Origin of the sequence: Frigoribacterium sp. PvP054 (assembly GCF_040547465.1) — a bacterium.
In the GTDB taxonomy this organism is placed as follows: Bacteria; Actinomycetota; Actinomycetes; order Actinomycetales; family Microbacteriaceae; genus Frigoribacterium.
The window spans coordinates 17498-42719 of record NZ_JBEPPU010000010.1 but is presented as its reverse complement, the minus strand read 5'-3'; the positions used below and the strand labels follow the sequence as shown (position 1 = coordinate 42719).

At 72.4% G+C, this 25222-nt stretch carries 21 protein-coding genes; 17 read left to right on the top strand and 4 right to left on the bottom strand.

What is annotated here, in order from left to right:
- Window positions 1–6 precede the first annotated feature (6 nt).
- The 7 genes from ABID81_RS12545 to leuA all read left to right on the top strand — a co-directional run bounded on the left by ABID81_RS12545 (window position 7) and on the right by leuA (window position 10456).
- Entirely contained in the window at window positions 7–1305 is a 1299-nt protein-coding gene (locus ABID81_RS12545) for a hemolysin family protein (RefSeq protein WP_354595190.1), read from the top strand.
- A gap of 61 nt (window positions 1306–1366) precedes the next feature.
- Entirely contained in the window at window positions 1367–2305 is a 939-nt protein-coding gene (gene era, locus ABID81_RS12540; protein ID WP_354595121.1) for a GTPase Era, read from the top strand.
- Window positions 2306–2473: 168 nt separating this feature from the next.
- Complete coding sequence (locus ABID81_RS12535; RefSeq protein WP_354595120.1) at window positions 2474–3736, top strand: sensor histidine kinase; 1263 nt, start codon at window positions 2474–2476, stop codon at window positions 3734–3736.
- The gene (locus tag ABID81_RS12530; protein WP_488627581.1) at window positions 3733–4425 is read left to right on the top strand and encodes a response regulator; all 693 of its coding nucleotides are present in this window, start codon (window positions 3733–3735) and stop codon (window positions 4423–4425) included. Before ABID81_RS12535 ends, ABID81_RS12530 begins: the two co-directional genes overlap by 4 nt.
- 200 nt (window positions 4426–4625) lie before the next feature.
- Window positions 4626–5954, top strand: coding sequence for an alpha/beta hydrolase (locus tag ABID81_RS12525; protein ID WP_354595119.1), 1329 nt, complete (start codon window positions 4626–4628; stop codon window positions 5952–5954).
- Entirely contained in the window at window positions 5951–8488 is a 2538-nt protein-coding gene (locus ABID81_RS12520) for a bifunctional lysylphosphatidylglycerol flippase/synthetase MprF (RefSeq protein WP_354595118.1), read from the top strand. Before ABID81_RS12525 ends, ABID81_RS12520 begins: the two co-directional genes overlap by 4 nt.
- 207 nt (window positions 8489–8695) lie before the next feature.
- A complete protein-coding gene (gene leuA / locus ABID81_RS12515; protein ID WP_354595117.1) occupies window positions 8696–10456 on the top strand; it encodes a 2-isopropylmalate synthase in 1761 nt (586 codons plus the stop codon).
- A 220-nt stretch (window positions 10457–10676) separates the two neighbouring features.
- On the opposite strand, the gene ABID81_RS12510 is transcribed toward leuA, so the two are convergent.
- Window positions 10677–11339, bottom strand: a complete 663-nt coding sequence (locus ABID81_RS12510; RefSeq protein ID WP_354595116.1) for a trimeric intracellular cation channel family protein — start codon at window positions 11337–11339, stop codon at window positions 10677–10679.
- A gap of 34 nt (window positions 11340–11373) precedes the next feature.
- Here ABID81_RS12510 and recO point away from each other — a divergent pair, with 34 nt between their 5' ends.
- Window positions 11374–12117 carry a DNA repair protein RecO gene (recO, locus tag ABID81_RS12505; RefSeq protein ID WP_194593967.1) on the top strand — a complete coding sequence of 248 codons (744 nt, stop codon included), beginning with the start codon at window positions 11374–11376 and terminating at the stop codon, window positions 12115–12117.
- Window positions 12114–12911, top strand: coding sequence for an isoprenyl transferase (locus tag ABID81_RS12500; RefSeq protein ID WP_354595115.1), 798 nt, complete (start codon window positions 12114–12116; stop codon window positions 12909–12911). The genes recO and ABID81_RS12500 overlap by 4 nt, the downstream gene beginning before the upstream one ends.
- A 69-nt stretch (window positions 12912–12980) precedes the next feature.
- On the opposite strand, the gene ABID81_RS12495 is transcribed toward ABID81_RS12500, so the two are convergent.
- Complete coding sequence (locus ABID81_RS12495) at window positions 12981–13661, bottom strand: hypothetical protein (protein ID WP_354595114.1); 681 nt, start codon at window positions 13659–13661, stop codon at window positions 12981–12983.
- 32 nt (window positions 13662–13693) lie between these two features.
- Window positions 13694–14650 (bottom strand): LysR family transcriptional regulator, encoded by a 957-nt coding sequence (locus ABID81_RS12490; protein WP_354595113.1) that lies wholly within the window; start codon window positions 14648–14650, stop codon window positions 13694–13696.
- 81 nt (window positions 14651–14731) lie between these two features.
- On the opposite strand from ABID81_RS12490, the gene ABID81_RS12485 reads away from it, so the two are divergent.
- The 5 genes from ABID81_RS12485 to ABID81_RS12465 all read left to right on the top strand — a co-directional run bounded on the left by ABID81_RS12485 (window position 14732) and on the right by ABID81_RS12465 (window position 19903).
- Window positions 14732–15772, top strand: a complete 1041-nt coding sequence (locus tag ABID81_RS12485; RefSeq protein WP_354595112.1) for an aminotransferase class V-fold PLP-dependent enzyme — start codon at window positions 14732–14734, stop codon at window positions 15770–15772.
- A gap of 78 nt (window positions 15773–15850) precedes the next feature.
- Window positions 15851–17236 (top strand): glycine--tRNA ligase, encoded by a 1386-nt coding sequence (locus ABID81_RS12480; protein WP_354595111.1) that lies wholly within the window; start codon window positions 15851–15853, stop codon window positions 17234–17236.
- 586 nt (window positions 17237–17822) lie between these two features.
- Entirely contained in the window at window positions 17823–18842 is a 1020-nt protein-coding gene (locus tag ABID81_RS12475) for a putative endonuclease domain-containing protein (protein WP_354595110.1), read from the top strand.
- Between the two features lie 216 nt (window positions 18843–19058).
- Window positions 19059–19727 (top strand): DsbA family oxidoreductase, encoded by a 669-nt coding sequence (locus ABID81_RS12470; protein WP_354595109.1) that lies wholly within the window; start codon window positions 19059–19061, stop codon window positions 19725–19727.
- Window positions 19724–19903, top strand: a complete 180-nt coding sequence (locus ABID81_RS12465; RefSeq protein WP_354595108.1) for a hypothetical protein — start codon at window positions 19724–19726, stop codon at window positions 19901–19903. Before ABID81_RS12470 ends, ABID81_RS12465 begins: the two co-directional genes overlap by 4 nt.
- Here the strand turns inward: ABID81_RS12465 and ABID81_RS12460 are convergent.
- A complete protein-coding gene (locus ABID81_RS12460; RefSeq protein ID WP_354595107.1) occupies window positions 19893–20429 on the bottom strand; it encodes an aminoacyl-tRNA deacylase in 537 nt (178 codons plus the stop codon). The two genes, ABID81_RS12465 and ABID81_RS12460, sit on opposite strands and share 11 nt — an antisense overlap.
- Window positions 20430–20444: 15 nt before the next feature.
- Here ABID81_RS12460 and dusB point away from each other — a divergent pair, with 15 nt between their 5' ends.
- From dusB to dnaG, 3 genes are all read left to right on the top strand, one after another.
- Window positions 20445–21602: a tRNA dihydrouridine synthase DusB gene (gene dusB / locus ABID81_RS12455; RefSeq protein ID WP_354595106.1), complete on the top strand. Its 1158-nt coding sequence runs from the start codon at window positions 20445–20447 to the stop codon at window positions 21600–21602.
- A gap of 47 nt (window positions 21603–21649) precedes the next feature.
- The gene (locus ABID81_RS12450; RefSeq protein WP_354595105.1) at window positions 21650–22921 is read left to right on the top strand and encodes a deoxyguanosinetriphosphate triphosphohydrolase; all 1272 of its coding nucleotides are present in this window, start codon (window positions 21650–21652) and stop codon (window positions 22919–22921) included.
- Between the two features lie 111 nt (window positions 22922–23032).
- A complete protein-coding gene (gene dnaG, locus ABID81_RS12445) occupies window positions 23033–24940 on the top strand; it encodes a DNA primase (RefSeq protein WP_354595104.1) in 1908 nt (635 codons plus the stop codon).
- The last annotated feature ends 282 nt before the right edge of the window (window positions 24941–25222 follow it).

The window sequence follows — 25222 nt, the reverse complement described above, 5'->3', positions numbered from 1 at the left end:
GCCGTGATGGTCACGGTCTTCGTCGTCGTGGCGATCTTCCTGGTGGTCTTCGGCGGTCTCCTGGCCGCCGCCGACTCCGCGCTGGGCGTCCTCAGCCGTCAAGACCTGCTCGACGAGGCCGACGACGACCCCCGTCACGCCACGGCGCTGACCGCGATCGCGGCCGACGTCGGGGCCCACGTCAACGCCGTCAACTTCGTCCGCATCCTGGCCGAGACCTCGGCGGCCGTGCTGGTGTCGCTGTCGTTCGCCTTCTCGGTCGAACCGTGGTGGCTGGCGTTGCTGTTGTCGGCCCTCATCATGACCGTCGTCTCGTTCGTGCTGGTCGGCTCCAGCCCGCGCAGCGTCGGTCGCGCCCACGCCAGGGGGCTGGTGCGGCTGACCTCCGGTCTCGTGCGCCTCGTGCGCGTCGTCCTGGGCCCGTTGGCCGACGCCCTCGTCGCGATCGGCAACCGGGTGACCCCGGGGCGGCCCCGCAGCGCGTCCTTCTCGTCCGAGGAGCAGCTGCTCAGCATGGTCGACGAGGCGACCGAGCTCGACGTCCTCGAAGAGGACGACCGCGAGCTCATCCACTCCATCTTCGAGTTCAGCGACACCGTCGTCCGAGAGGTCATGGTGCCTCGCACCGACATGGTCACCCTCGACGCGACCGCCTCGGTGGGGGCGGCCATGAGCCTCTTCCTCGGGCGTGGCGTCTCGCGGGTGCCCGTCGTCGGCCGCGACTCCGACGACGTCGTCGGCATCGTGTACCTGCGCGACCTCGCCCGGCGGCTCCACGAGCACACCGGCGACGACTCGGCCCCCGTGACGACCCTCGCGCGCCCGGCCGTCTTCGTGCCCGAGTCCAAGAAGGCCGACGACGCCCTGCGCCAGATGCAGCTCGACAAGAACCACCTGGCCATGGTCGTCGACGAGTACGGCGGCATCGCCGGGCTCGTCACCCTCGAAGACCTCATCGAAGAGCTGGTCGGTGACATCAGCGACGAGTACGACCGCGAGGTCGCGCCGCACAGGGAGGTCTCGTCCGGGGTCTTCCGGGTCAGCGCGCGCCTGCCCGTCGACGAGCTCGGCGACCTCTTCGGCCTCGAGCTCGACGACGACGACGTCGACTCGGTGGGCGGACTGCTCACGAAGGTCCTGGGTCGACTGCCCGAGCAGGGCTCCGTCGCCCGCGTCTCGGGCCTCGTCCTCACCGCCGACCGCACCGAGGGGCGTCGTCACGACCTGCAGACCGTGCTCGTCGAGCGCGATCCCGACCTCGTCGACGCGCAGGCCGCGTTCGTCGAGGGCTCGCGCGACGACTGACCCCGGGGCCCGACGCCACACGTCGTCCCCACCCGACCCACCCCGTCAACGAAAGGCCCCCATGTCGACCACCGGAGACGACCCCACCCTCTCGGCCGCGCCTCCTCGGGGGTCGACCTACCGCGCGGGCTTCGTCTCGTTCGTCGGTCGACCCAACGTCGGCAAGTCGACCCTGACGAACGCGCTCGTCGGCGAGAAGGTCGCCATCACGTCGTCGAAGCCGCAGACGACCCGTCGGGCGATCCGCGGCATCGTGCACCAGGCGACGGGACAACTGGTGCTCGTCGACACGCCGGGCATGCACCGCCCACGCACCCTGCTCGGCGAACGGCTCAACGACATCGTCCAGACCACGCTCGGCGACGTCGACGTGATCGGGTTCTGCGTGCCGGCAGACGAGAAGCTGGGCCCGGGCGACCGCTTCATCAACGAACAGCTCGACCAGTACCCACGAGCTAAGAAGGTCGCCATCGTCACGAAGACCGATGCGACCTCGCGGCCCGCCGTCGCCGAGCAGTTGCTCGCGGTCAGCCGCCTGCGCGACTGGGAGGCCATCATCCCGTTGTCCGCGGTCAGCGACGTGCAGCTCGACGTGCTCACCGCCGAACTCATCAAGCTGATGCCGGTGTCGCAGCCGCTCTACCCGTCCGACGCCGTGACCGAAGAGGGCCTGACCGACCGGGTGGCCGAGTACGTGCGCGAGGCCGCGCTCGAGGGCGTCCAGGACGAGTTGCCGCACTCGCTCGCGGTGACCATCGACGACATGGTCGAGCGCGACGACAAGGACCTCCTCGAGATCTACGCCAACCTCTTCGTCGAACGCGACAGCCAGAAGGCGATCGTGATCGGCAAGGGCGGCCAGCGCCTCCGCGAGGTCGGCGAACGCGCCCGCGCCCAGATCGAACCGCTCGTCGGAAAACAGGTCTTCCTGTCGATCCGGGTCAAGGTGGCGAAGGACTGGCAGCGCGACCCCAAGCAGCTCGGGCGCCTCGGATTCTGACCGTCGACACGACCGGCGCGACCGGCACGACCGATCCCGTCGGGTCGGCGAGGGGCGCCCGAGGCGTCCGGGCCGTCCGTCGTCCCTCCGGATGATCGTGGTGGTCCCCAGGTCGTCCGCGCGCTGCGGCGGGCCCCGGTCCACCGCGGCACGTCGTACGGTTGTCGGGTGATCTTCCGCCGCCTCGCCCCGTACCAGGTCGCCGTCGACCTGACGGCGGCACTGGTCCTCGGCGTGGTCGGCCTGCTGCTGACCGACGGTGTGGTCACGACCCCCTTCGTCGTGTTGGGCATGACGGTCACCTTCGCGCTGCGTCGCCTGTCGCCGGGGCTGGCCTTGACCCTCGCCTGGTTGGTCGCGGCCTCGCAGATGGCGACGGGCGCCGCACCCGGCGTCACGAACCTCGCGATCTGCGCGGTGCTGTACTCGACGGCCGCCTACGGCAGCGACCGGGTGAAGTGGACGGGGCTCGTCTCGGTCGGGGCCGGGGCCCTGCTCGGCACGTTCTACCTGTCGTACGTGCAGCAGAGTCTCTTCGGGGTCGACTACGACATCTACGCGGTCACCGACGTCGTCCGCCTCCTGCTGCAGGTGGGCATCACGCTGCTGGGCTTCCTCGCCCTCCTCGGGTTGCCCTGGGCAGGGGGACTCCTGGCCCGCCAGCGGTGGTCCGAGCGACTCAGCCGCGAGGCGCGCCTCATCGCCGAGCGCGAGACCGCGCGGGCCGAGAACGACGCCGCGCGGGCCGAGCGCGAGGCGGCCCGGGCCGAGCGCGACATCGCGGTCGAGCAGGAGCGCAACCGGATCGCCCGCGACATGCACGACGTGGTCGCCCACTCGCTGGCGGTCGTCATCGCCCAGGCCGACGGGGCACGCTACGCCGCCCGCGTCGACCCGACGTCCGTCGACGGGGCCCTGACCACCATCGCCACGACGGCACGGGAGGCGCTCGGCGACGTCCGCGTGCTGCTCGGGCAGTTGCGGCACAGCCAGGGCGAGGCACCCCAGCCCGCCCTCGGCGACCTCGACCGTCTGCTCGAGCAGATGCGCGGCTCGGGCTTGAGCGTCGACCTCCGGGTGACCGGCGAACCCCAGGTGCTCGGGACGAACCGACAGCTCGCGGTCTTCCGCATCGTGCAGGAGAGCCTCACGAACGTCCTCCGTCACGGGGCCGCCGACCATCCCGTCGACCTGCACTTCGACTGGCGGTACGAGGCCCTGCACCTGCTGATCTCGAACGTCGTCCGTCCGCCCACGCGTCCCGTCGACACGAGCGGCGACGAGCGTCGCGGTGGCCACGGCCTCGACGGCATGCGCGAACGAGCCACCCTGGCGGGCGGATCGCTCACCACCCAGAACGCCGAGGGGCGCTTCGTCGTCCACGCCATCGTGCCGACACTGGCACTGACCCAAGAGGTACGCATCCGATGATCGACATGCCCGGCCGCTCCGCGGCGCCCATCCGAGTCGCGTTGGTCGACGACCAGGCCCTGTTCCGGGCGGGAATCAAGATGCTCGTCGGATCGCAGACCGACCTGCAGTTCGTGGGTGAGGCGAGCAACGGCGACGAGGGCGTGGCGATGGTGGCCCGCACCGCCCCCGACGTCGTCCTGATGGACATCCGGATGCCGGTGATGGACGGCATCGCCGCGACCACCGCCGTCCTGGCCCAGGCCGAGGCCGCCTCTCGTCGGCCGCCCCGCATCATCGTCCTCACCACCTTCGACCTCGACGAGGCCGCCACGCGGGCGATCCGAGGAGGCGCGAGCGGCTTCGTCCTGAAGGACGCCGACCCCGAGTTCCTGCTCGCCGCGATCCGGACCGTCCACTCGGGCAACGCCGTGATCGCCGCGTCGGCGACCCGCGAGCTCTTCGAGCACTTCGACGGCCGGGCGTCGCGCGCCCGGGCCGTCCCCGAGTCGTTCGGCACCCTCACCACGAGGGAGCGGGACATCTTCGACCTCGCGGCCCGCGGACTCAGCAACGCCGAGATCGCGTCGAGGGAGTTCCTGAGCGAGGCGACGGTCAAGACCCACATCAGCCGGGTGCTCTCGAAGCTCTCGCTGCGCGACCGAGTCCAGTTGGTCGTCTACGCGTACGAGCACGGCCTGACGGACTAGCCTCGCGCGCCCGTCCGACGTCCCCGACGACGCCGACGTCCCGATGACGCCGGCACGCCGGCCGAGGTCGCGTGTCCGCTGGGCGTCGATGATGAGGCTGCTGAGAGCTGTCTGTCGGCGCGGTGTCCGTACGGTCCGTGCGGGCAGAGTGTCGTCCGGGCGGTCGCCGTCGAGCCACCCCCGCCGGAACGGAGTGCCCCATGATCGACCTGTCGTCGCTTCCCCTGTTGTCCTCGACCGTGCTGGCACCGGTCGACGTCGTGGCCGGGCTCGGCGTCGCGTGGCTGCTCGTCCGGCCGCGGACGCGTCGGACGTGGTGGCGCTGGGTCGGGCTCGGCGTCGTCGTCGGCGGGGCAGCGGCGCTGCTCGCCACCTGGTGGTTCGGCGACGTCCAGGACGTCGTCGGGGTCGCACCCACGCTCGTCGACCGGATCTGGATCGCCGCCCTGGGGGCGGGCCTGGGCCTCGTCGTGGTCGGCCTGGTCCGCACGCGGTGGTGGCGCAAGGTGGTGGCCGTCGTCGCCGCGGTCGTCTTCGTCCTGGCGACGGGTCTGGCGGTCAACCGGGACGGCGGCGTCTACCAGGACCTCGCCCAGGCCCTCGGCCGCGAGACGGTGCCGGCCCTGGCGGACGCCGGCACCGCGCCTCCCGCGTCGGCGTCGTCGACCGCGTTCGACCCGACGCTCTGGTCGACCTGGCACGCTCCCGCGGGCATGCCGGAGCACGGTCGGTACGGCTCCGTGCACATCGCCGGGACGGTCTCGCACTTCGCCGCCCGCGACGCGATCGTGTACCTGCCCCCGGCGGCCCTCGTCGCCGACGCCCCGGCCCTGCCGGTCATGGTGATGATGTCGGGCCAGCCGGCCAGTCCCGAGTCGGTCGTGGGCCCCGGGCACCTCGTCGAGACCCTCGACGCGTTCGCCGCCCGCAACCACGGTCTGGCTCCCATCGTGGTGGTGCCCGACCAGCTCGGTGCCGACGCCGACAACCCGATGTGCGTCGACGGCCCGCTCGGCGACAGCGCCACGTACATCACGACCGACGTGGTCGACTACATGACCAGCCACTTCCACGTCGCGACCGGCCCCCGGGCCTGGACCGTCGGGGGGTTCTCGCAGGGTGGCACCTGCTCGATCCAGTTCGCGTCGGCGCGCCCCGACCTGTTCGGTTCGTTCATCGACGTCTCGGGCGAGCTCGGCCCCTCGATCGGAACCCGTCAGGCGACCGTCGACGGGGGCTTCGCGGGCAGCGACGCCGCCTACGAGGCCGCCCAGCCGCAGGCGATCATGGCCGCGAAGGCGCCGTACCCCGACACCACGGCGTTCTTCGCGGTGGGTCAGAACGACACCCGTTATGGTCGCATCATGACCGAGAACTCCGCCGCGGCCGAGCGGGCCGGCATGTCCGTGACCCGTTACGTCTCGCCCGGCAGCGCCCACGACTGGACGACGGCCACCAACGGCTTCGCGCACGGCATCGGTGCGCTCTATCCGCGGCTCGGGCTCGCCGACTCGGTCCAGCAGCCGTGAGCGCCGTCGACGCCCCTGCCGCTCGGGGCCGTCTGGGCGCGGCCTGGCGTTCGACGGTCGCGTTCGCGAGGTCCCAGCCGGTCAGCATCGTGCTCGCCGCCCTCCTCGTCGTGCTGGCGGTGGTCTCGGGCAGCCTGGTGCACGGGCCGGGTGAACGCCTGCGCGAGGCCGTCGGTGCGGGTCTCGACCCGTTCGACGACCGCGGCTTCTGGCCGCTGACCCTCGGCTCGGTGCTCTTCGCCTCCGGCCCCCGCGAGCTCGTCCTCGCCGTCGTCGCCGTGCTCGTGCTCGTCGGCGTCGCCGAGCGGCGCATCGGCAGCCGCCGGGCGCTCACGGCCTACGTCGTGACGGCCGTCGTGGCCACGGCGGTCGGGGTCGCCGTGCAAGCCGTCGGTCGCGCCGTGGGGCAACCCTGGGCCCTCGAGGTCGCCGCCGAGTCGACGCTGCACCCGTTCACCCCGGCGCTCGGCACGATCATGACCGTCAGCGGCTTCGTGGGTCCGCTCTGGCGTCGACGCATCCGCTTGCTCGGCTTCTCGGCCCTGCTGGCGTTCGTGCTCTACGACGGCCACCCCTCGGGGCTCTACGCCCTGGTCGGTGCCGTGGTCGGACTCGCGCTCGGCCGTCTCCTGGCCGGACCGCCCGCCCGGCGCGGCTGGTTGCGCAGCTCGCACCACGAGGTGCGTCGCCTCGCCTCGGCCGTCGTGGCCGTGACCGCGGCCGGACCCGTCCTGACCCTGCTCGCGCGCAGCCCCGTGGGACCGTTGTCACCCTTCGGGCTGTTGTTCGGTGACGTCCTGTCGGGCCGGTCGCCGGCGAGCCTCTGCGCGGCGGCCCTGCGCACGCCGCTCGACCGGCAGGCCGAACGGGTGGACGCCTGCGCCCGGGCCGCGGCGCTCGGCAGCATCGACGCCGTGCCGACCGTCGCGCTGAGCCTGCTGCCGCTGGCCGTCCTGCTCGTCGCCGCGTGGTTCCTCCGCCGGGGCCGACGGGTCGCCCTGGACGTCGCCGTCGCCGTGAACGGACTCCTCGCCGTCTTCGCCCTCGTGTACTACGTGGTCATGCCGGCCACGGGCACGGCGGACGGCGACCCCCGGCGACACCTCGTCGCGCACGTCCTGCTCACCGTCGTCGCGGTGGCCGTGCCGGCGGGCACGGCCGTCTCGTTGTTCGTCCTCCGGCACCACTTCGGCGTGGGGGCGGGCGTGCGACGGCGTCTCGTCGCCACGGTCGTGCTGGGGGCCGGGGCCGTCCTCTCGGGGACGTTCGCCGTTGTCGCCTGGGTGGGGCGCGCCTCCTTCGTCCCGTCCGTCGACGCGGCGACCCTCGCGGCCGACGTCCCGGAGCGCTTCGTGCCCGTGGGGTTCGTCGGCCTGGCGGGGCTGGGGCCGGTCCCGGTGGGCGGTGTCGTCCGGGTGGCGTTCGAGTGGACGGGGCCGCTGTGGTGGCTCGTCGTCCTGGTGGCGCTCGTGGCCGGGGCGGTGCGGCCGGGCGACCTCCGTCCCGACGCCGAACGAGCCCGCGTGCGCGAGATCGTGCACCGCGGGGCACCCGGCACGCTGTCGCACATGGCGTTGTGGTCGGGCAACAGCTGGTGGTTCACCGCCGACGGCCGGTCGGCCGTGGCGTACCGGGTGGTCTCGGGCATCGCGTTGACGACCGCCGAACCCCTCTGCCCGCCCGACCGCTTGCGCGAGGTCACCCTCGATTTCGCCCGGTGGTGCGACGACCAGGGGCTCACCCCCGTCTTCTACAGCGTGCGGGGCGAGCTCTCCCCGTTCTTCGACGACCTGGGCTGGACGACCCTGCCGGTCGGTGAAGAGACCGTGCTGCACCCGGCCACCTTCAGCATGACCGGCAAGAAGTGGCAGGACGTCCGGTCGAGCCTCAACCGCGCGACCAAGAACGGCGTCCGGGCCGAATGGACCCGGTACGCCGACCTGCGCCCCGCGGTCGCCCGACAGATCACCGAGATCAGCGAGCTCTGGGTCGCCGAGAAAAACCTCCCCGAGATGGGGTTCACCCTCGGCGGCCTCGACGAGCTGCGCGACCCGGACGTCGCACTGATGCTCGCGCTCGACGCCGACGACACCGTCCTGGCCGTGACGAGCTGGTTGCCCACCTGGCGCGACGGCGAGGTCGTCGGGTGGACCCTCGACTTCATGCGCCGCCGACCCGACAGCATGAACGGCGTCATGGAGTTCGTGATCGCCTCGTCGGCCCTGGCCATGAAAGAGCGGGGCGTCGAGTTCCTCAGCCTGTCGGCGGCGCCGCTCGCCACCACCGGCCCGGTCGACGGCCCGGCGACACAGACCGAGCGCGTGCTGACCTTCCTCGGGCGGGTGCTCGAACCCGCGTACGGCTTCCAGACGCTGCTCACCTTCAAGAAGAAGTTCCAGCCCGAGTTCGTGCCGCTCGTGATGGCCTTCCCCGATCCGGTCCAGCTGCCCGCCATCGGCACGGCGCTCGGGCGGGCCTACCTGCCCGACCTGTCGGTCGGGGCGGTGGTGCGGCTCGTCCGCACCGTCGTCTGATCGACGCGACGAGCAGAGGAGGCGCGGTGCCGGCGGTCGACGACCCGCGCCTCCTCGGTCGGTGCTAGCCTCGTCACGTGTCCACCGGCCTGCTCCTCCTTAGCTGCCGCGGCGAGTCCTGACCCAGGCCCCACTCGTCGCGGAGTCCGTCGTCGGCCGACACCCCCGCGAAGAGCAGCCCCTCGAGGGCGAGAGAGACCACAGGACATGAAGAACGCACAGCAGCCGTCGGCCATGCCGATCCACAAGTACCGGCCGTTCCACGAGCAGATCGCCGTCGACCTGCCCGATCGCACCTGGCCGTCGAAGCGCATCACCGAGGCGCCGCGATGGTGCGCCGTCGACCTGCGCGACGGCAACCAGGCGTTGATCGACCCGATGAGCCCCGAGCGCAAGCGCATCATGTTCGACCTGCTGGTCGGCATGGGCTACAAAGAGATCGAGGTCGGGTTCCCGAGCGCGTCGCAGACCGACTTCGACTTCGTCCGCAGCCTCATCGACGAGGGAGCCATCCCCGACGACGTGACCATCCAGGTGCTGACCCAGGCGCGCGAACACCTCATCGCCCGCACCTACGAGTCGATCGCCGGCGCCAAGCAGGCCATCGTGCACCTGTACAACTCGACGAGCGTGCTGCAGCGCGACGTCGTCTTCCGCACCGACCGCCAGGGCATCGTCGACATCGCCCTCGAGGGCGTCCGACTGTGCCTCGAGGCCGAGAAGACCATCCCCGAGACGGCCGTCTTCTACGAGTACTCGCCCGAGAGCTACACCGGCACCGAGCTCGACTTCGCGCTCGACATCTGCAACCAGGTGATCGAGGCCTTCGACGCGACGCCCGAGCGTCCCGTGATCGTCAACCTGCCGGCCACCGTCGAGATGGCGACCCCGAACGTCTACGCCGACTCGATCGAGTGGATGCACCGTCGCCTGGCGCGTCGCGACAGCGTCATCCTGTCGCTGCACCCGCACAACGACCGCGGCACCGGCATCGCGGCCGCCGAGCTCGGTTACCTGGCGGGTGCGGACCGCATCGAGGGCTGCCTGTTCGGCAACGGCGAGAGGACCGGCAACGTCGACCTGGTCGCCCTGGGCATCAACCTCTTCACGCAGGGCATCGACCCGCAGATCGACTTCAGCGACCTCGACATGGTCAAGCGCACCGCCGAGCACTGCAACCAGCTGCCCGTCCACGAGCGCAGCCCGTGGGCCGGCGACCTCGTCTACACGGCCTTCTCGGGTTCGCACCAGGACGCCATCAAGAAGGGCTTCGAGGCCATGGCGGCCACCGCGGCGTCCCGCGGCGTCGACGTGGACGAACTCGAGTGGGCCGTGCCGTACCTGCCGGTCGACCCGAAGGACCTGGGGCGCAGCTACGAGGCCGTGATCCGCGTCAACTCGCAGTCGGGCAAGGGCGGCGTCGCCTACCTGCTGAAGGCCGACCACGCCATCGACCTGCCCCGCAAGCTGCAGATCGAGTTCAGCGGCGTCGTGCAGTCGCGCACCGACAGCGAGGGCGGCGAGATGACCAGCGCCCACATCTGGTCGATCTTCCAGGACGAGTACCTGCCCGCCGACGACGCCGACGACAAGTGGGGCCGCTTCGAGCTGACGCGGACGAGCACGTCGAGCGACATGAGCGGCGAGACCACGCTCGACGTCGACCTGCGGGTCGGCGAGGGCGTCGAGTCGACCTCGGCCCGCGGCACCGGGCCCATCGCCGCCTTCATCGCGGTGCTGGCCGACCAGGGGGTCCAGGTCAAGCTCTACGACTACGTCGAGCACACGTTGAGCGCCTCGGGCGACGCCCAGGCCGCCGCCTACGTCGAGCTCGACGTCGACGGCACCCGACTCTGGGGCGTCGGCATCGACGCCGACATCTCGACCGCATCGCTCAAGGCCATCGTCTCGGCGGTCAACCGCGCCATCCGCACGGTGAGCGACGCCCGCGAGCTCGCCGCCGTCTGAGCCCGGCCGACCCGCCCCCGGTGCCGACGGTGCCGGGGGCGTCGTCGTGCCCGCACCCGCATGGTCGGGCCGCGAGGTCGTTCGCGGGTGCGGGCAACTCCTGCCTGCTGCGGCAGGCGGGTCCGGCCGAGCGGCGTGGCGGGGTGCCCGGGCGCACCCGTGAGGAGTTGCCGACGGCTGCGCGGACGCCCCGGGCGCCTCGGCCGGTCGTGTCTCGGGGTCAGCGCGGGCGGCGCCAGCGCGGCAATCTGCTGAGGGCGCGCTGCTCGGGCAGCGTCCAGCCGAAGCGGACGGCCAGCATGCGGATGGCGAAGGTGATCGAGGTGCCGGCGATCGCGGCCGCGGCGACGGGGGCGCCGAGCGACACGGCGACCACGAGCACGACGGTCCCGCCGGCGGCGGCGACGGCGTAGAGCGATCCGACGTGCATCATCGCGATCGTCAGGTTCATCAGCAGGTCGCGCAGCACCGACCCGCCGACGGCCGCGATCACCCCGACGAACACGGCGGGGATCTCGGGCAGCCCGAGCGAGAGCGCCTTGGTCGACCCGATCGCACCGAGCAGTCCGATCGTCAGGGCGTCGAGCACCGTGATGACGCCGGCCAGCCGGGTGAAGACACGTTGCAGGGCCATGCCGACGATGGCGGCCGCCACGGCGACGAGCAGGTACCAGTTGCTCGTCATGGCGCGGGGCACCTCGCCCAGCAGCACGTCGCGCAGCACGCCGCCGCCGAGGCCGGTGGCGGTGCCGATGATGGCGATGCCGAGCAGGTCGAGCCGGCGGTCCTTGTACTCGGAGGCGAACATCGCCCCCTGCAGGCTGCCGATGCCGACGGCGAGGAGGTCCACCCACAGGGGTACGGCGAAGGCTGTGGCGTGCACCTGACGTTTGTACCACGCGTGCGATGCTTGGTCGGTGCCCGTCTACCGTGATGAATGCGTCGTGCTGCGCACCCACAAGCTGGGTGAGGCCGATCGCATCCTCACGATGCTGAGCCGCAACCACGGCAAGATCCGGGCCGTCGCGAAGGGCGTCCGGCGGACGGCCTCGAAGTTCGGCGCGCGGCTCGAGCCGATGATGGTGGCCGACCTGCAGCTCTACGAGGGTCGGTCGCTCGACATCGTGCAGCAGGCCGAGTCGCTCGGTTCGTACGGTGCGGTGATCGCCGCCGACTACGAGAGCTACACGGCCGGCAGCGTCATGGTCGAGACGGCCGACAAGCTCACCGAGGCCGAGGCGGGCCTGCAGCAGTACCTCCTGCTCGTCGGGGCCCTCCGTTCGCTCGCGCGCCACGAGCACGCTCCGCAACTGACCCTCGACTCGTACCTGCTGCGCGCGCTCAGCATCGCCGGTTGGTCGCCCAGCTTCGGCGACTGCGCCGTGACGGGCGCACCCGGGCCCCACTCGGCCTTCGTCGTCCAGCTGGGCGGCGTGGTGGCCGACTCGCACGCGCCTCCCGGCGCTCCGCGGTTGACGCAGGAGGCGCTGGCCCTGTTGGGAGCGCTGCTGACGGGTGACTGGGGCCACGCCGAGGACGCCCCCGACGCGACCCGCAACCAGGCCAGCGGCGTCGTCGCCGCGTACACCCAGTGGCACCTCGAACGGGGACTGCGATCGCTGCAGCACGTCGACCGGGTGCCCGGAAGAGAGAGACCGTGAAGAAGACCCACCGCGACGCCGCCGACTTCCGCCCGCTCGACTGGACGGGCGTGCACCCGCCGGCGATGCCGAGGGGCGCCGTGCCCGAGCACGTGGCGATCGTCATGGACGGCAACGGTCGCTGGGCCAACGGCCGCGGGCTCACGCGCGTCGAGGGGCACAAGGCCGGCGAGATGTCGTTGCTCGACGTCGTGGCGGGGGCGATCCAGATCGGGGTGAAGCACCTCAGCGTCTACGCGTTCTCGACCGAGAACTGGAAGCGCTCGCCCGACGAGGTGCGCTTCTTGATGGGCTTCAACCGCGACGTGCTGCACCGCCGACGTGACCAATTGAACGCCTGGGGCGTACGGGTCCGCTGGGCCGGGCGGAAGCCGAGGCTGTGGGGGTCGGTCGTCAAAGAGTTGCAGTTCGCCGAAGAGCTGACGAAGGGCAACGACGTCCTGACGCTGACCATGTGCGTGAACTACGGCGGCCGGACCGAGATCGCGGACGCGGTGCGCTCGATCGCGGACGACGTCGCGGCCGGGCGGCTCAGGCCGTCGGCCGTGGGCGAGAAGCTGATCCAGAAGCGCCTGTACGCGCCCGAACTGCCCGACGTCGACCTGTTCGTCCGCAGCTCGGGCGAGCAGCGCACGAGCAACTTCCTGCTGTGGCAGTCCGCCTACGCCGAGATGGTCTTCCTCGACCGGTTGTGGCCCGACTTCACCCGCACCGACCTGTGGCAGGCGGTCGAGACCTACGCCTCGCGCACCCGCCGGTTCGGCGGCGCGGTGGACGCCCCGAGCCCGGCCTGACCGACGCCCGGGCACGATCCGACGTGGCCTCGGGCGAGGCCGCGGACCCGCACTCGCGCGACGGCCCCGTCAGAACTGGATGTTCGCGCCCAGGAAGATCCGCTCGGCCGGCCAGAGGAACTGCAGGGTCAACGGGCCGTCGCTCGCCCGGTGGAACCAGGCGTTGGCGAACACGGTCGACTCGCCGGGCAACAGGTACCAGGTCGTGCTGTCGGCGGGGAACTTCGACTCGAGCGACGTCTCGTAGCCCAGCCGGGTCAGGAGGTCCTGCCCGGCGAAGACGTCCTGCGTGGCCAGGTCGTTGCCGTACGACGAGTAGTCCGCGCTGAGGTCGGTGAGGTCGAGGCGACGTTGCGAGTTGTTCGTCAGCACGTAGGCGGTGACCTCGACGTCGGTGCCCGCCGGGTAGGGGTCGGTGCCGTCGGGGCGGGCGTAGATCGAGGGGGCCGTGGTGGTCAGCTCGCCGACGCCGTAGACGTAGATGGTGAGGTCCTTGTAGTTGACCTGACCGAGCAGGGTGCCGCCGGGTGCCAGGGCGTCGGGTTGCGACCCCGAGCCACCGCCCGTTCCCGGAGCGCCCGTGACCTGGGGCTGAGGGACGCCGCTCGCCCCGGTGCCCGGCGTCGCGGCCGAACCGCCGGACCCGCCCGCGCCGACCGGCGTCAGGCCGTCGAGGCTCGGGAAGCACCCGGTCAGCCCGACGAGGGCCAACGTCGAGACGGCGATGCCGACGGACAGTCTTCTGCGCACGACCTGCACCTCTCCTGGTTCGTCGGGCCAGCCTAACCCGGCGCTCCCGTCGGCACCTCCGGACCGACGGCCACGAGTCCGAGTGCCCCGCCGTCGACGTGCCCGAGGGCCTCGAGGACGGCACGCACGCTCGGCACCCGGTCGCCGCCACGCCCGTGGACGACGTGCACCACCCGGGCGAGGCCGTCGTCGAGCTCGACGACGCGCACCCCGGCGGGCACGGCAGCCGCCACGAGCGACAGGCCCGGCAGCAGGGCGACGCCGAGACCTGCCGCGACGAGCCCGAGGACGGCCAGCGCGTTGTCGGTCTCGAGCACGATCTCGGGTTCGAAGCCCGACGCCGCGCAGGTCGCGAGCAGGTGCCCGCGGCAGCGGGGACAGCCGCCGATCCACCGCTCGTGCGCCAGGCTCGCGAACGCGTCACCGCGGCCGAACGGGTGGGCGGCGGGCACGGCGAGCACGGTGCGGTCGACGAAGGAGGCGCGGTGCAGCAGCCCGTCGAGGTCGCGTTCGCCCGCCGGGGCGCCCCCGTGGCTGAAGGTGACCGCGACGTCCGCCGAGCCGTCCCGCAGTCGTGCCAGCGCCTCCGGGGGTTCGGCCTCGACGTAGTCGACCGTCAGGCCGGGGTGCCGGTCGCGCAGGCGCGACAGCACGTCGGGCACGATCGTCGAGGACGCGCTGGGGAACCCGGCCAGGGTGACGCGGCCCGTGGCGACCCCGCCCAGGGCGTCGAGGTCCTGGCGGGCGGCGTCGAGGGCCGCCTGGACGTGGACGGCGTGGGCCGCGAGCCGCTGCCCGGCCTCGGTCAGGGCGACTCCGCGCCCGGCGCGCAGCACGAGCGGTTGGCCCACCTGGCGCTCGGCCCGGCGCAGCTGCTGGCTGACGGCGGGCTGGCTGTAGCCGAGCAGGGCGGCCGCGGCGGTGATGGTGCCCGTGTCGGCGACGGCGCGGACGACCCGGAGGGAGGCCAGGTCGAGGTCGGCGGTCATCTGCGAAGCATAAGCCACGGTGATGGACGACCTCAGACACTGGTGGTTGTCGTGAGGTCCGTGCTCCCGGACCCTGGAGGCATGACCTCGCCGCACGCCGACCTCTTCGCCCCGGCACCGGGCTACCTCGCGGCCTGCACCATGGGGCTGCCCACGCGGGCCACCGTCGCGGCCCTGCGCGCCGACGTCGACGCCTGGGCGTCCGGACTGGCCGGGCCGGCGGCCTACGGCGCCGTCGTCGAGGAGGCGCGTGCTGCCTTCGCCCGGTTGGCCCGGGTCGACGTCGGTCGCGTCGCCATCGCGTCGCAGACCTCGTCCATGGTGGCCGTGGTCGCGGCCTCGGTGCCCGACGGTGCCGAGGTGCTCGTCCCGACGGGCGACTTCAGCTCGATCGTCTACCCGTTCGTGGTCCAGGAGGCGCGGGGCGTCCGCGTGCGGAGCGTGCCCCTCGACGAGCTCGCCGGGTCGGTCGGGCCCGACACGCACCTCGTGGCGTGGTCGGCCGTCCAGTCGGCGACGGGCCAGGTGGCGGACGACGCGGCCGTCGTCGAGGCCGCGGCCCGGCACGGGGCGCTGACCCTGTGCGACCTGACTCAGGCCGCCGGGGTGCGACCGGTCGACGCGTCGCGCTACGACGCGACGGTGACGCACGCCTACAAGTGGCTGTGCTGCCCGCGTGGCGTGGCGTTCCTCACCGTGGGGGAGCGGTTGCGGGCGGCCATGGTGCCCGCCCAGGCCGGCTGGTACGCCGGGGACGACGTGTGGGGCTCGTGCTACGGCCCCGAGATGCGGCTCGCCGGTGACGCCCGGGCGTTCGACGTCTCGCCCGCCTGGCAGGCCTGGGCGGGGGCGCTGCCCGCACTCGAGGCGTTCGCCGGGCTCGACGCGGACGAGACCTGGGCACACGCCGCCGGCACGGGTGACGCTCTCTGCTCGCGGCTCGGGATCGAGGCGCAGGGCCGCGCCATCGTGACCTGGGCCGACCCCGACGGACGCGACCAGCGCCTCCTCGGCGACGCCGGGCTGGTCGTGTCGGGGCGTGCCGGTCGCGTGCGCGTGGCCTTCCACCTCTGGAACGACGAGGGAGACGTCGAGGCGGTGGCCGCCGCGCTCGGCCGGTGACGCGCCGCCGCTAGAGTTGCCGGGTACCTCGACCGACCGGGCACCCAGCTCGGGCCTCAACTCATCGGAGCATCACACGTGGCAGCACCCAACCGTCTCGATTCCGTCATCGCCCTGGCCAAGCGCCGCGGCTTCGTCTTCCAGTCGGGAGAGATCTACGGCGGTTCGCGCTCGGCCTGGGACTACGGGCCCCTCGGCGTCGCCCTGAAGGAGAACATCAAGCGCCAGTGGTGGCAGACCATGGTGCAGGGTCGCGACGACGTCGTCGGCCTCGACTCCGCCGTCATCCTGCCCCGCCAGGTGTGGGAGGCCTCGGGCCACGTCGAGGTCTTCAGCGACCCGCTCGTCGAGTCGCTGCACACCCACAAGCGCTACCGCGCCGACCACCTGCTCGAGGCGTACGAGGCCAAGCACGGCCACCCGCCCGAGAACGGCCTGGCCGACGTCCGCGACCCCGACACGGGCCAGCCGGGCTCGTGGACCGAGCCGCAGAACTTCTCGGGCCTGCTCAAGACGTTCCTCGGTCCGGTCGACAACGAGCAGGGCATGGCCTACCTGCGTCCCGAGACCGCGCAGGGCATCTTCACGAACTTCGACAACATCCTGCAGTCGTCGCGGATCAAGCCGCCGTTCGGCATCGGCCAGATCGGCAAGAGCTTCCGCAACGAGATCACGCCCGGCAACTTCATCTTCCGCACCCGCGAGTTCGAACAGATGGAGATGGAGTTCTTCGTCGAGCCCGGCACCGACGAAGAGTGGCACCAGTACTGGATCGACCAGCGGTTCCAGTGGTACGTCGACCTCGGCATCGACCCCGAGAACCTCCGCCTCTACGAACACGCCGCCGAGAAGCTCTCGCACTACTCGAAGCGCACCGTCGACATCGAGTACCGCTTCCGCTTCGCCGGCGGCGAATTCGGCGAACTCGAGGGCGTGGCGAACCGCACCGACTACGACCTCAAGACCCACGCGGCCGCCTCGGGCAAGGACCTGACCTACTTCGACCAGGCCAAGAACGAACGCTGGACGCCCTACGTCATCGAGCCCGCGGCGGGCCTGACCCGGTCGCTGATGGCGTTCCTGGTCGACGCGTACACCGAGGACGAGGCGCCGAACGCCAAGGGCGGCGTCGACAAGCGCACCGTGCTCAAGCTCGACCGCCGTCTGGCACCCGTCAAGGTCGCCGTGCTCCCGCTGAGCCGCAACGAGCAGCTGTCGCCCATGGCGCGCGGGCTCGCGGCCGACCTCCGCAAGTACTGGAACATCGACTTCGACGACGCCGGCGCCATCGGCCGTCGCTACCGCCGCCAGGACGAGATCGGCACCCCGTTCTGCGTCACGGTCGACTTCGACTCGCTCGACGACGACGCCGTCACCGTCCGCGAACGCGACACGATGGCCCAGCAGCGCATCCCGCTGGCCGGGCTGCGGGCGTACCTGGCCGAGCAGCTGCTCGGCGCCTAGCACCGCCGGCCGGGCGCGGCTCCGTCGGTCGGCGCCGCGCCCGTCGCCGTGCCCCCCGGGCCCGGCCGCGCCCCGGGGTCGCCCCGCGCCTCCGCGCCCGTCGCCGCGACCCCGGGGTCGCCCCGCGCCTCCGCGCCCGTCGCCGCGACCCCGGGGTCGCCCCGCGCCTCCGCGCCCGGGCTTCAAACCCAGCCTCGCCCCCGGTCCCGCGCCTCCGCGCCGGGCCTCGCACCCGTCGCCGCGCCTCCGGGCCGGGCCTCGCACCCGTCGCCGCGCCTCCGGGCCGGGCCTCGCACCCGTCGCCGCGCCTCCGGGCCGGGCCTCGCACCCACCCCGGGTCCGCCTCGCGCCTCCGGACCCCCGCCCACTGGCCCCTCGCCGCGTCGGCAATTCCTGCTTCCCGTCGCAGAACACGCCGAAGGGCGGGCGTGTCGGCGGTTCGCGCGGCACGCGGCAGGAGTTCCCGGCCGGGTTCGTCCTGTCCTGCCGGGCGAGCGCTCCTCCACAGATGGCGGGTGCGAGCGACGGTCCCCAGGCACCCAGAGGTCGCTCGGGACGCCCGGGTCGACCTCGGCAGCCTGTCGACATGACCACGATCGCCGAACTCGTCTCGCATGCCGGGGGACTCCTGCACAAGCACGATCTCGTGGCGCAGGGCGCCACCGACCGCCAGCTCACCGTCGCCGTCCGGTCAGGGGCGGTGAGTCGACCCCGCCGTGGCTGGTACTCGACCTGGCCGCGACACGATCCACGTTTCGTGGCCGTGGCGGTGGGTGGCCGCCTCACCGGGGCCGCTGCCCTGCACCAGCTCGGCGCGTGGTCGTGGCGCCGTCCGCCGATCACCGTGTCCGTACCTGCCACCGCGTCCCGGCTCAGACGCCGCCGCGGGGTCAGGATCGTCTGGGACCCGGTCGAGCTCGGCGCGCGCGGGACGACCTGGTCGGTCGACCCCCGGGACGCCCTCGCTCGCGCCGTCGTCGAATCGCGGTCCCTCGAGGACGCGGTGATCCTGGTGGACTGGGCCCGTCACGTCGGCATCGTGACCGACGACGACGACGCCGCCGAGGTCCTGGGCCGCAGACGAGCCGACGCCGCCGGTCTGGTCGCCTGGAGCGACGGGGGAGCCGAGAGCATCCTCGAGTCCGCGGCCGGGACGCGGCTGCGTCGTGCCGGCCACGACGTCGAGCGACAGGTCCCGGTGGGTGGCACGGGCAAGATCCTGGACATGCTCGTCGACGGGATCGTGGGCTTCGAGACCGACGGCCGGGAACACCACGAGAAGCGCTTCGACCAGGACCGTGCGAAGGACGCCGACATCGCCCTCGACGGACGGGTGCCGTTCCGGGCCGGGACGACGATGGTCCGCGACCGCTGGGCCCGGACCGCTGCCGCGATCGAGGCGCTGGTGACGACGGCTGGAGGTGCGAGACCGGAGTCGCGTGTCGGCAATTCCGGCCTCCCGCGCGTCCTGGGGCCACGGGGCCGCAGGGCCTGGCGGCTGGCCGTGCCGAGACGCCGCACGGATCAGGAGTTGCCGACCGGGGGAGGCGGACGAGGGACCAGGGGGCAGCGCGGATACCGACTCGTGGACCAGGGGCGGGGGTGACCGAGCGCGCCACATGTGAGGCGAATGGCAGCACCGCGATCTCGCACGCGGGGGCGGGCGCGCGACGACGGAGCGGGGGCGGGCGGGTGACGGCGGAGCGGGGGGCGGGCGCGCGACGACGGAGCGAGGTGGGCGCGTGTCGACGGAGCGGGGCGGGCGGGGGCCGGCGGAGCCACGCGCGGGAATGGCCGCGCCCGGGGCCGAGTTGAGCCTGCCGTGACCTCAGCCCCCGCCACCCCGTCCGCGACCGTGAAGGTCGACATCTGGTCCGACATCGCCTGCCCCTGGTGCTTCATCGGCAAGCGCAAGTTCGAGGAGGCCGTGCGGCGCTTCGGCCGCCCCGTCGAGGTCGAGTACCACTCGTTCGAGCTGTCGCCCGACACCCCGGTCGACTTCGAGGGCGACGAGGTCGACTTCCTGTCGACGCACAAGGGGATGCCCGCCGACCAGGTCCGCGGCATGCTCGCCACCGTGGCAGGCATCGCGTCCGAGGTGGGCCTCGCCTACGACTTCGACCACCTGCAGCACACGAACACCGTCAAGGCGCACGAGGTGCTGCACTTCGCCAAGGCGAACGGCCGTCAGGTCGAGATGAAGGAGCGCCTGCTCCACGCCTACTTCGAAGAGGGCCGTCACGTGGGCCGCGTCGACGACCTCGTGCAGCTCGCCGGCGAGGTCGGCCTCGACGAGTCCGCCGCCCGGGAGGCGCTCGAGTCCGGTCGTCACCTCGACGACGTCCGTGCCGACCAGGCCCAGGCGCAGGCCTACGGCATCTCGGGAGTCCCCTTCTTCGTCCTCGACGGCAGGTACGGCATCTCGGGTGCCCAGGCGCCCGAGGCCTTCGTCCAGGCCCTCGAGCAGGTAGCCTCCGAGGCGACGCGGTGAGCGGCTCCTCCGACTCGCGAGGCCCCCTGTCGTCCGGCCCGTTCACCATGCTCGGCGCGTCCGACGCCGTCGTCTGCGAGGGCGACGCCTGCCTCGTCGTGCCGGCTGACGCCTCGGTCGCGCCCGACGACGCGGCGGCGGGAGACCGGCCCGGGAGGCGCGGAGTCAGTCGCTGATGTCGGCCACCGTCGCGTCGTACGCCCGCACCAACTCGTCGGCGTCGACGAAGGCGCTGAAGCCGTGTGCGCCCGCGCCGAGGGCGACGCGTCGACCGGTGACGCGGGAGTCCGCGACCACCGGCCAGGCCGTCGCACTGCCCATCGGGGTGATGGTGCCCCGCTCGTACCCCGTGGCCTCGAGGGCGACGTCCGCGCTGGGCATGGACAGCTTGTTGACGCCGACGGCGGCTCGCAGCTTGGCCCACGAGATCTGGCGGTCGCCCGGCACGAGCGCGAACACGAACGACCCGTCGTGGCGCTTGACCACGAGGCTCTTGACGATGTCGGACGGCTCGAGCCCGAGCAGGGCGGCCGCGGCCTCCAGCGAGTCGGCCGCGGGTCGGGCCACGATCTCGACCGCGACTCCCCGCGCGGCGGCGTCCGCGCGCACCCGGTCGGTGCCCTCGGGCCGGTCGGCGTCGTGCCCTGCGTCGCCCCCTGCGACCGTGTCGTCCACACCGCTCGTCAGCCCGCCGTCGCTCATGGGAGAATCGTAACGATGTCCACCACCACCCTGCCTTCGCGAGGCCTCTCGATCGGCCCGATCGACGTGGCCTCGCCGGTCGTGCTCGCCCCGATGGCGGGCATCACCAACACGGCCTACCGTCGTCTCTGCCGCGAGTACGGCGCCGGCCTCTACGTCAGCGAGATGATCACGAGCCGGGCGCTGGTCGAGCGCACGCCCGAGTCGATGCGCCTGATCCAGCACCACGAGTCCGAGACCCCGCGCAGCATCCAGCTCTACGGCGTCGAGCCCAACACGGTGGCCGAGGCGGTCACCATGCTCGTGGCCGAAGACCGCGCCGACCACATCGACCTCAACTTCGGCTGCCCGGTCCCGAAGGTGACGCGCAAGGGCGGCGGCTCGGCCCTGCCCTGGAAGATCGGGCTGTTCCGCGAGATCGTCGAGGGGGCCGTCAAGGCCGCTGGTGACATCCCGCTCACCGTCAAGATGCGCAAGGGCATCGACTCCGACCACCTCACGTACCTCGAGGCCGGCCGAGCCGCCCAGGGCGCCGGCGTCGCGAGCATCGCCCTGCACGCCCGCACGGCCGCCGACTTCTACTCCGGCACGGCCGACTGGTCCGCCATCGCGACGCTCAAAGAGGCGATCACCGACGTGCCCGTGCTCGGCAACGGTGACATCTGGTCGGCGGCCGACGCCCTGCGCATGGTCGACGAGACCGGCTGCGACGGCGTCGTCGTCGGACGGGGCTGCCTCGGTCGGCCGTGGCTGTTCGGCGACCTGGCCGCCGCCTTCCGAGGCGAAGACCTGAAGGCCGAGCCGACCCTCGGCGAGGTGGGCCGGGCCTTCCGGCGTCACGCCGAGCTGATGGTCGAGTTCTGGTCGGGTGACGAGGGGCGCGCCTGCCGCGACATGCGCAAGCACGTCGCCTGGTACTTCAAGGGCTACCCGGTGGGCGGAGAAGTCCGGGCCGCCCTGGCCCTCGCCGACTCGCTGCAGCAGATCGACGACCTCCTCGCCACGATGGACCCCGACGAGCGCTACCCCGGTGAGGCGGCCGAGGGCCCCCGCGGCCGAGCCGGCAGCCCGAAGCGACCGGCGCTGCCCGACCGCTGGCTCGAGAGCCGCGACCTCGACGAGGCGTTCAAGGCCGAGCTCGCGGCGGCCGAGCTGCACCACAGCGGCGGTTAGGCACGTCCGTCCGCTCGATCCCGTCCGTTCCTGACCGAGAGGCCCCGGTGTCCACCGAAGCCCTGCCGAGTGCCGCCCCCGGGTACGACCCCGCCGACTCCGAGCGCTGGCTGCCCGAGCAGCACTCGAACCGCCGCAGCGACTTCGCCCGCGACCGGGCCCGCCTGCTGCACTCGAGCGCGCTGCGTCGCCTGGCGGCGAAGACGCAGGTGCTGAGCCCCACGGCGGGCCTCGACTTCGCACGCAACCGTCTGACGCACTCGCTCGAGGTCGCGCAGGTCGGTCGCGAGCTCGCGACCAGCCTGGGCCTCGATCCCGACGTCGTCGACACGGCCTGCCTCGCGCACGACCTCGGCCACCCGCCGTTCGGTCACAACGGCGAGCGGGCCCTCAACGAGTGGTCGGCCGACATCGGCGGCTTCGAGGGCAACGCCCAGACCCTCCGCCTCCTGACGCGCATCGAACCCAAGGTCATCGACGCCACCGGTCGCAGCTTCGGCCTCAACCTGACGCGGGCCAGCCTCGACGCGAGCTGCAAGTACCCGTGGCCCGCCGCCCAGGGCATCCCCGACCCGGGGGGACGCATGAAGTTCGGCTTCTACGACGACGACACGGCCGCCTTCGAGTGGTTGCGTCGGGGAGCCCCCCGGCGGCGCCGCTGCGTCGAGGCCCAGGTGATGGACCTCAGCGACGACATCGCGTACTCGGTGCACGACTTCGAGGACGCCGTGGTCAACGGCTACGTCGACGTCGCGAGCCTCGGCGCCCGGGTCGACCACGACTCGCTCGTCACGGCCATGCACGAGTGGGTCGGTGGTGAACTCAGCCGCGACGAGTTGACCGAGGCCTTCGACCGGTTGCAGGCGTTGCCGTTCTGGCTCGAGTCCTACGACGGCAGCCGCTTCGCGCAGGCACGCCTGAAGAACCTGACGAGTCAGCTGATCGGCCGCTTCGCGGGGTCGGCGACGCAGGCGACGCGCGAGTCGTACCCGGGTGACGCCCTGATGCGCTTCGGGGCCTCCGTGGTCGTCGCGCCCGACGTGATCGGCGAGATCGCCGTGCTGAAGGGCATCGTGGCCGCGTTCGTGATGACCCGCGACAACCGACAGCCGATCTACCTGCGGCAGCGCGAGGTGCTCACCAGCCTCGCCGACGCCCTCTGGCAGGCGGGCCCGTCCGAGCTCGACCGCGGTTTCGCCGCCGACTGGGGTTCGGCCGACGACGACGCCGCGAGGCGTCGCGTGGTCGTCGACCAGGTCGCGTCGCTGACCGACCAGAGCGCGATGGCCTGGCACGACCGGCTCACCGCCGGTCGATAGGGCGGGCCGCCGAGGAGGCGCGGGTCCTGCCCAGCCCGGCCGCGCCTCCTCGTCCTCCCGCGGTGGGCCCCTCGGGTCGGCGTCGTCGGTGGCGCGACCTACAATCGACACGTGCCCGGCCTGATCAAACGCAACGACATCGACGAGGTCCGGTCGCGCACCAACATCGCCGACATCGTGGGCGACCACGTCACGCTCAAGGGGGCGGGGGTCGGTTCGTTGAAGGGCCTGTGCCCCTTCCACGACGAGCGCAGCCCGAGCTTCCACGTGCGGCCCCAGGTCGGCCGGTACCACTGCTTCGGCTGCGGCGAAGACGGCGACGTCTTCAGCTTCGTGATGAAGACCGACCACACGACGTTCCAAGAGGCCGTCGAGCGCATGGCCGCCCGCATCGGCTTCGAGCTGCACTACGAAGACGGCGGGCAGGCGAGCGACCACGGCAACCGGGCGCGGCTCATCTCGGCGAACGAGGCGGCGCGCGAGTTCTTCGTGGGTCGGCTGACGGCCGCCGACGCCGAGCCGGCACGGCGCTTCCTCGGCGAGCGGGGCTTCGACCCGGCGGCGGCCGAACGCTTCGGCGTCGGCTTCGCCCCCAAGTCGTTCGACGCGCTCCGCTCGCACCTGAAGGGGCTCGGCTACCGCGACGACGAACTGGTCACGGCGGGGCTGCTCAGCCAAGGCGATCGCAGCCCCTACGACCGGTTCCGCGGCCGACTGGTGTGGCCGATCCGCGACGTCACCGGGTCGACCATCGGGTTCGGTGCCCGGCGCCTGCTCGACGACGACAAGGGCCCCAAGTACCTCAACACCCCCGAGACGCCGATCTACCACAAGTCCCAGGTGCTCTACGGGCTCGACCTGGCCCGACGCGACATCTCGAAGGGCAAGCAGGTCGTCATCGTCGAGGGCTACACCGACGTGATGGCCTGCCACCTCGCCGGGGTCACCACGGCCGTGGCGACCTGCGGCACCTCGTTCGGCGTCGACCACATCAAGGTGTTGCGCCCGATGCTCGGCGACGTCGGCGGGGCCGACACGTCGACCGGCGGCGAGGTCGTGTTCACCTTCGACCCCGACGAGGCGGGGCAGCGGGCCGCGTCCCGCGCCTTCGCCGAAGAACAGCGCTTCGCCGCCCAGACCTTCGTCGCGGTGGCCCCCGACGGGCTCGACCCCTGCGACCTCCGTCTCAACCGGGGCGACGACGCCGTGCGTCGCCTCATCTCGACCAAGCGACCGATGTTCGAGTTCATGATCCGGCGGCTGATCGACGGGCACGACCTCGAGACGGTCGAGGGTCGCGTGTCCGCGCTGCGGGCCGCCTCTCCCGTCGTCGCGGGCATCCGGGACCGGTCGATGACGCAGGGCTACGTTCGGTCGCTGGCCGGCTGGCTCGGGCTCGACCCGGCCGACGTCGCGACGAGCGTCGACGACGCCCGCCGCGCCTCCTCGGCGCAGCACGCCCTCGAGCGGACGCAGCCGAAGAGCGTGTCCGACGGCCGGCAGTCCATCACCAGCCTGCCGCCCGTGCCCGACGAACCGGCCGGCCCGAGCCTGCTGACCCTGCCGGGCGACCTCACCACGCGCACCGAGCGCGACGCGCTGATGGCCATGCTGCAGCACCCCGCCACGGTCGGCTTCGACCTGATGCAGCGCGCGGCCAGGGCACGCATCGAGAACAGCGCGTTGGCGGTCGTCCGCGACGCGATCGGTGCCAGCCTCGACCGGTTCGACTCGTCGGACTGGCTCGACGTGGTGCTCGGCCAGACCCCGTCGCCCTTCGACGCGCTGGCCAAAGAGCTTGCGGTCGCCCCGATCCCCGAGCGCGAGGGACGCGAGATCACCACGTACTGCCGCGGCATCGTGGTCTCGATCGTCGAGCGCGACCTGATCCGCGAGAAGTCCGAACTGCTCGGCCAGTCGTTCCGCACCGACGTCAAGGCCGAACCCGAACGCTGGCGCGAGATCCAGGTGCGCATCGCGGCGGTGGAGGCCGACCGACGGTCGATCCGGCAGGAGTGACGACAGGGCGTGCCGACCCCGGGGCGTCCGGCCGGCCCGCCGCGGGTCGCCGGGTCCGGCCCGCAGGTCCGCAGGCCCGCAGGCCCTCAGGCCCGCCTCCGGGTCCGAGCAGCGGGGCCCGGGGCCCCACCCGCGACCCGACCACGTGGCAAGGGTTCGTTGCGGGCCTGTAAACAGTTGCGCGATGAACCCGTTGCACGGTCACGTGTGTGTTACCAATGAACGTTCCCCGAAACGGCCGCGTCCACAGCACGGCCCGGGACCCCTTGCACACAGAGAAAG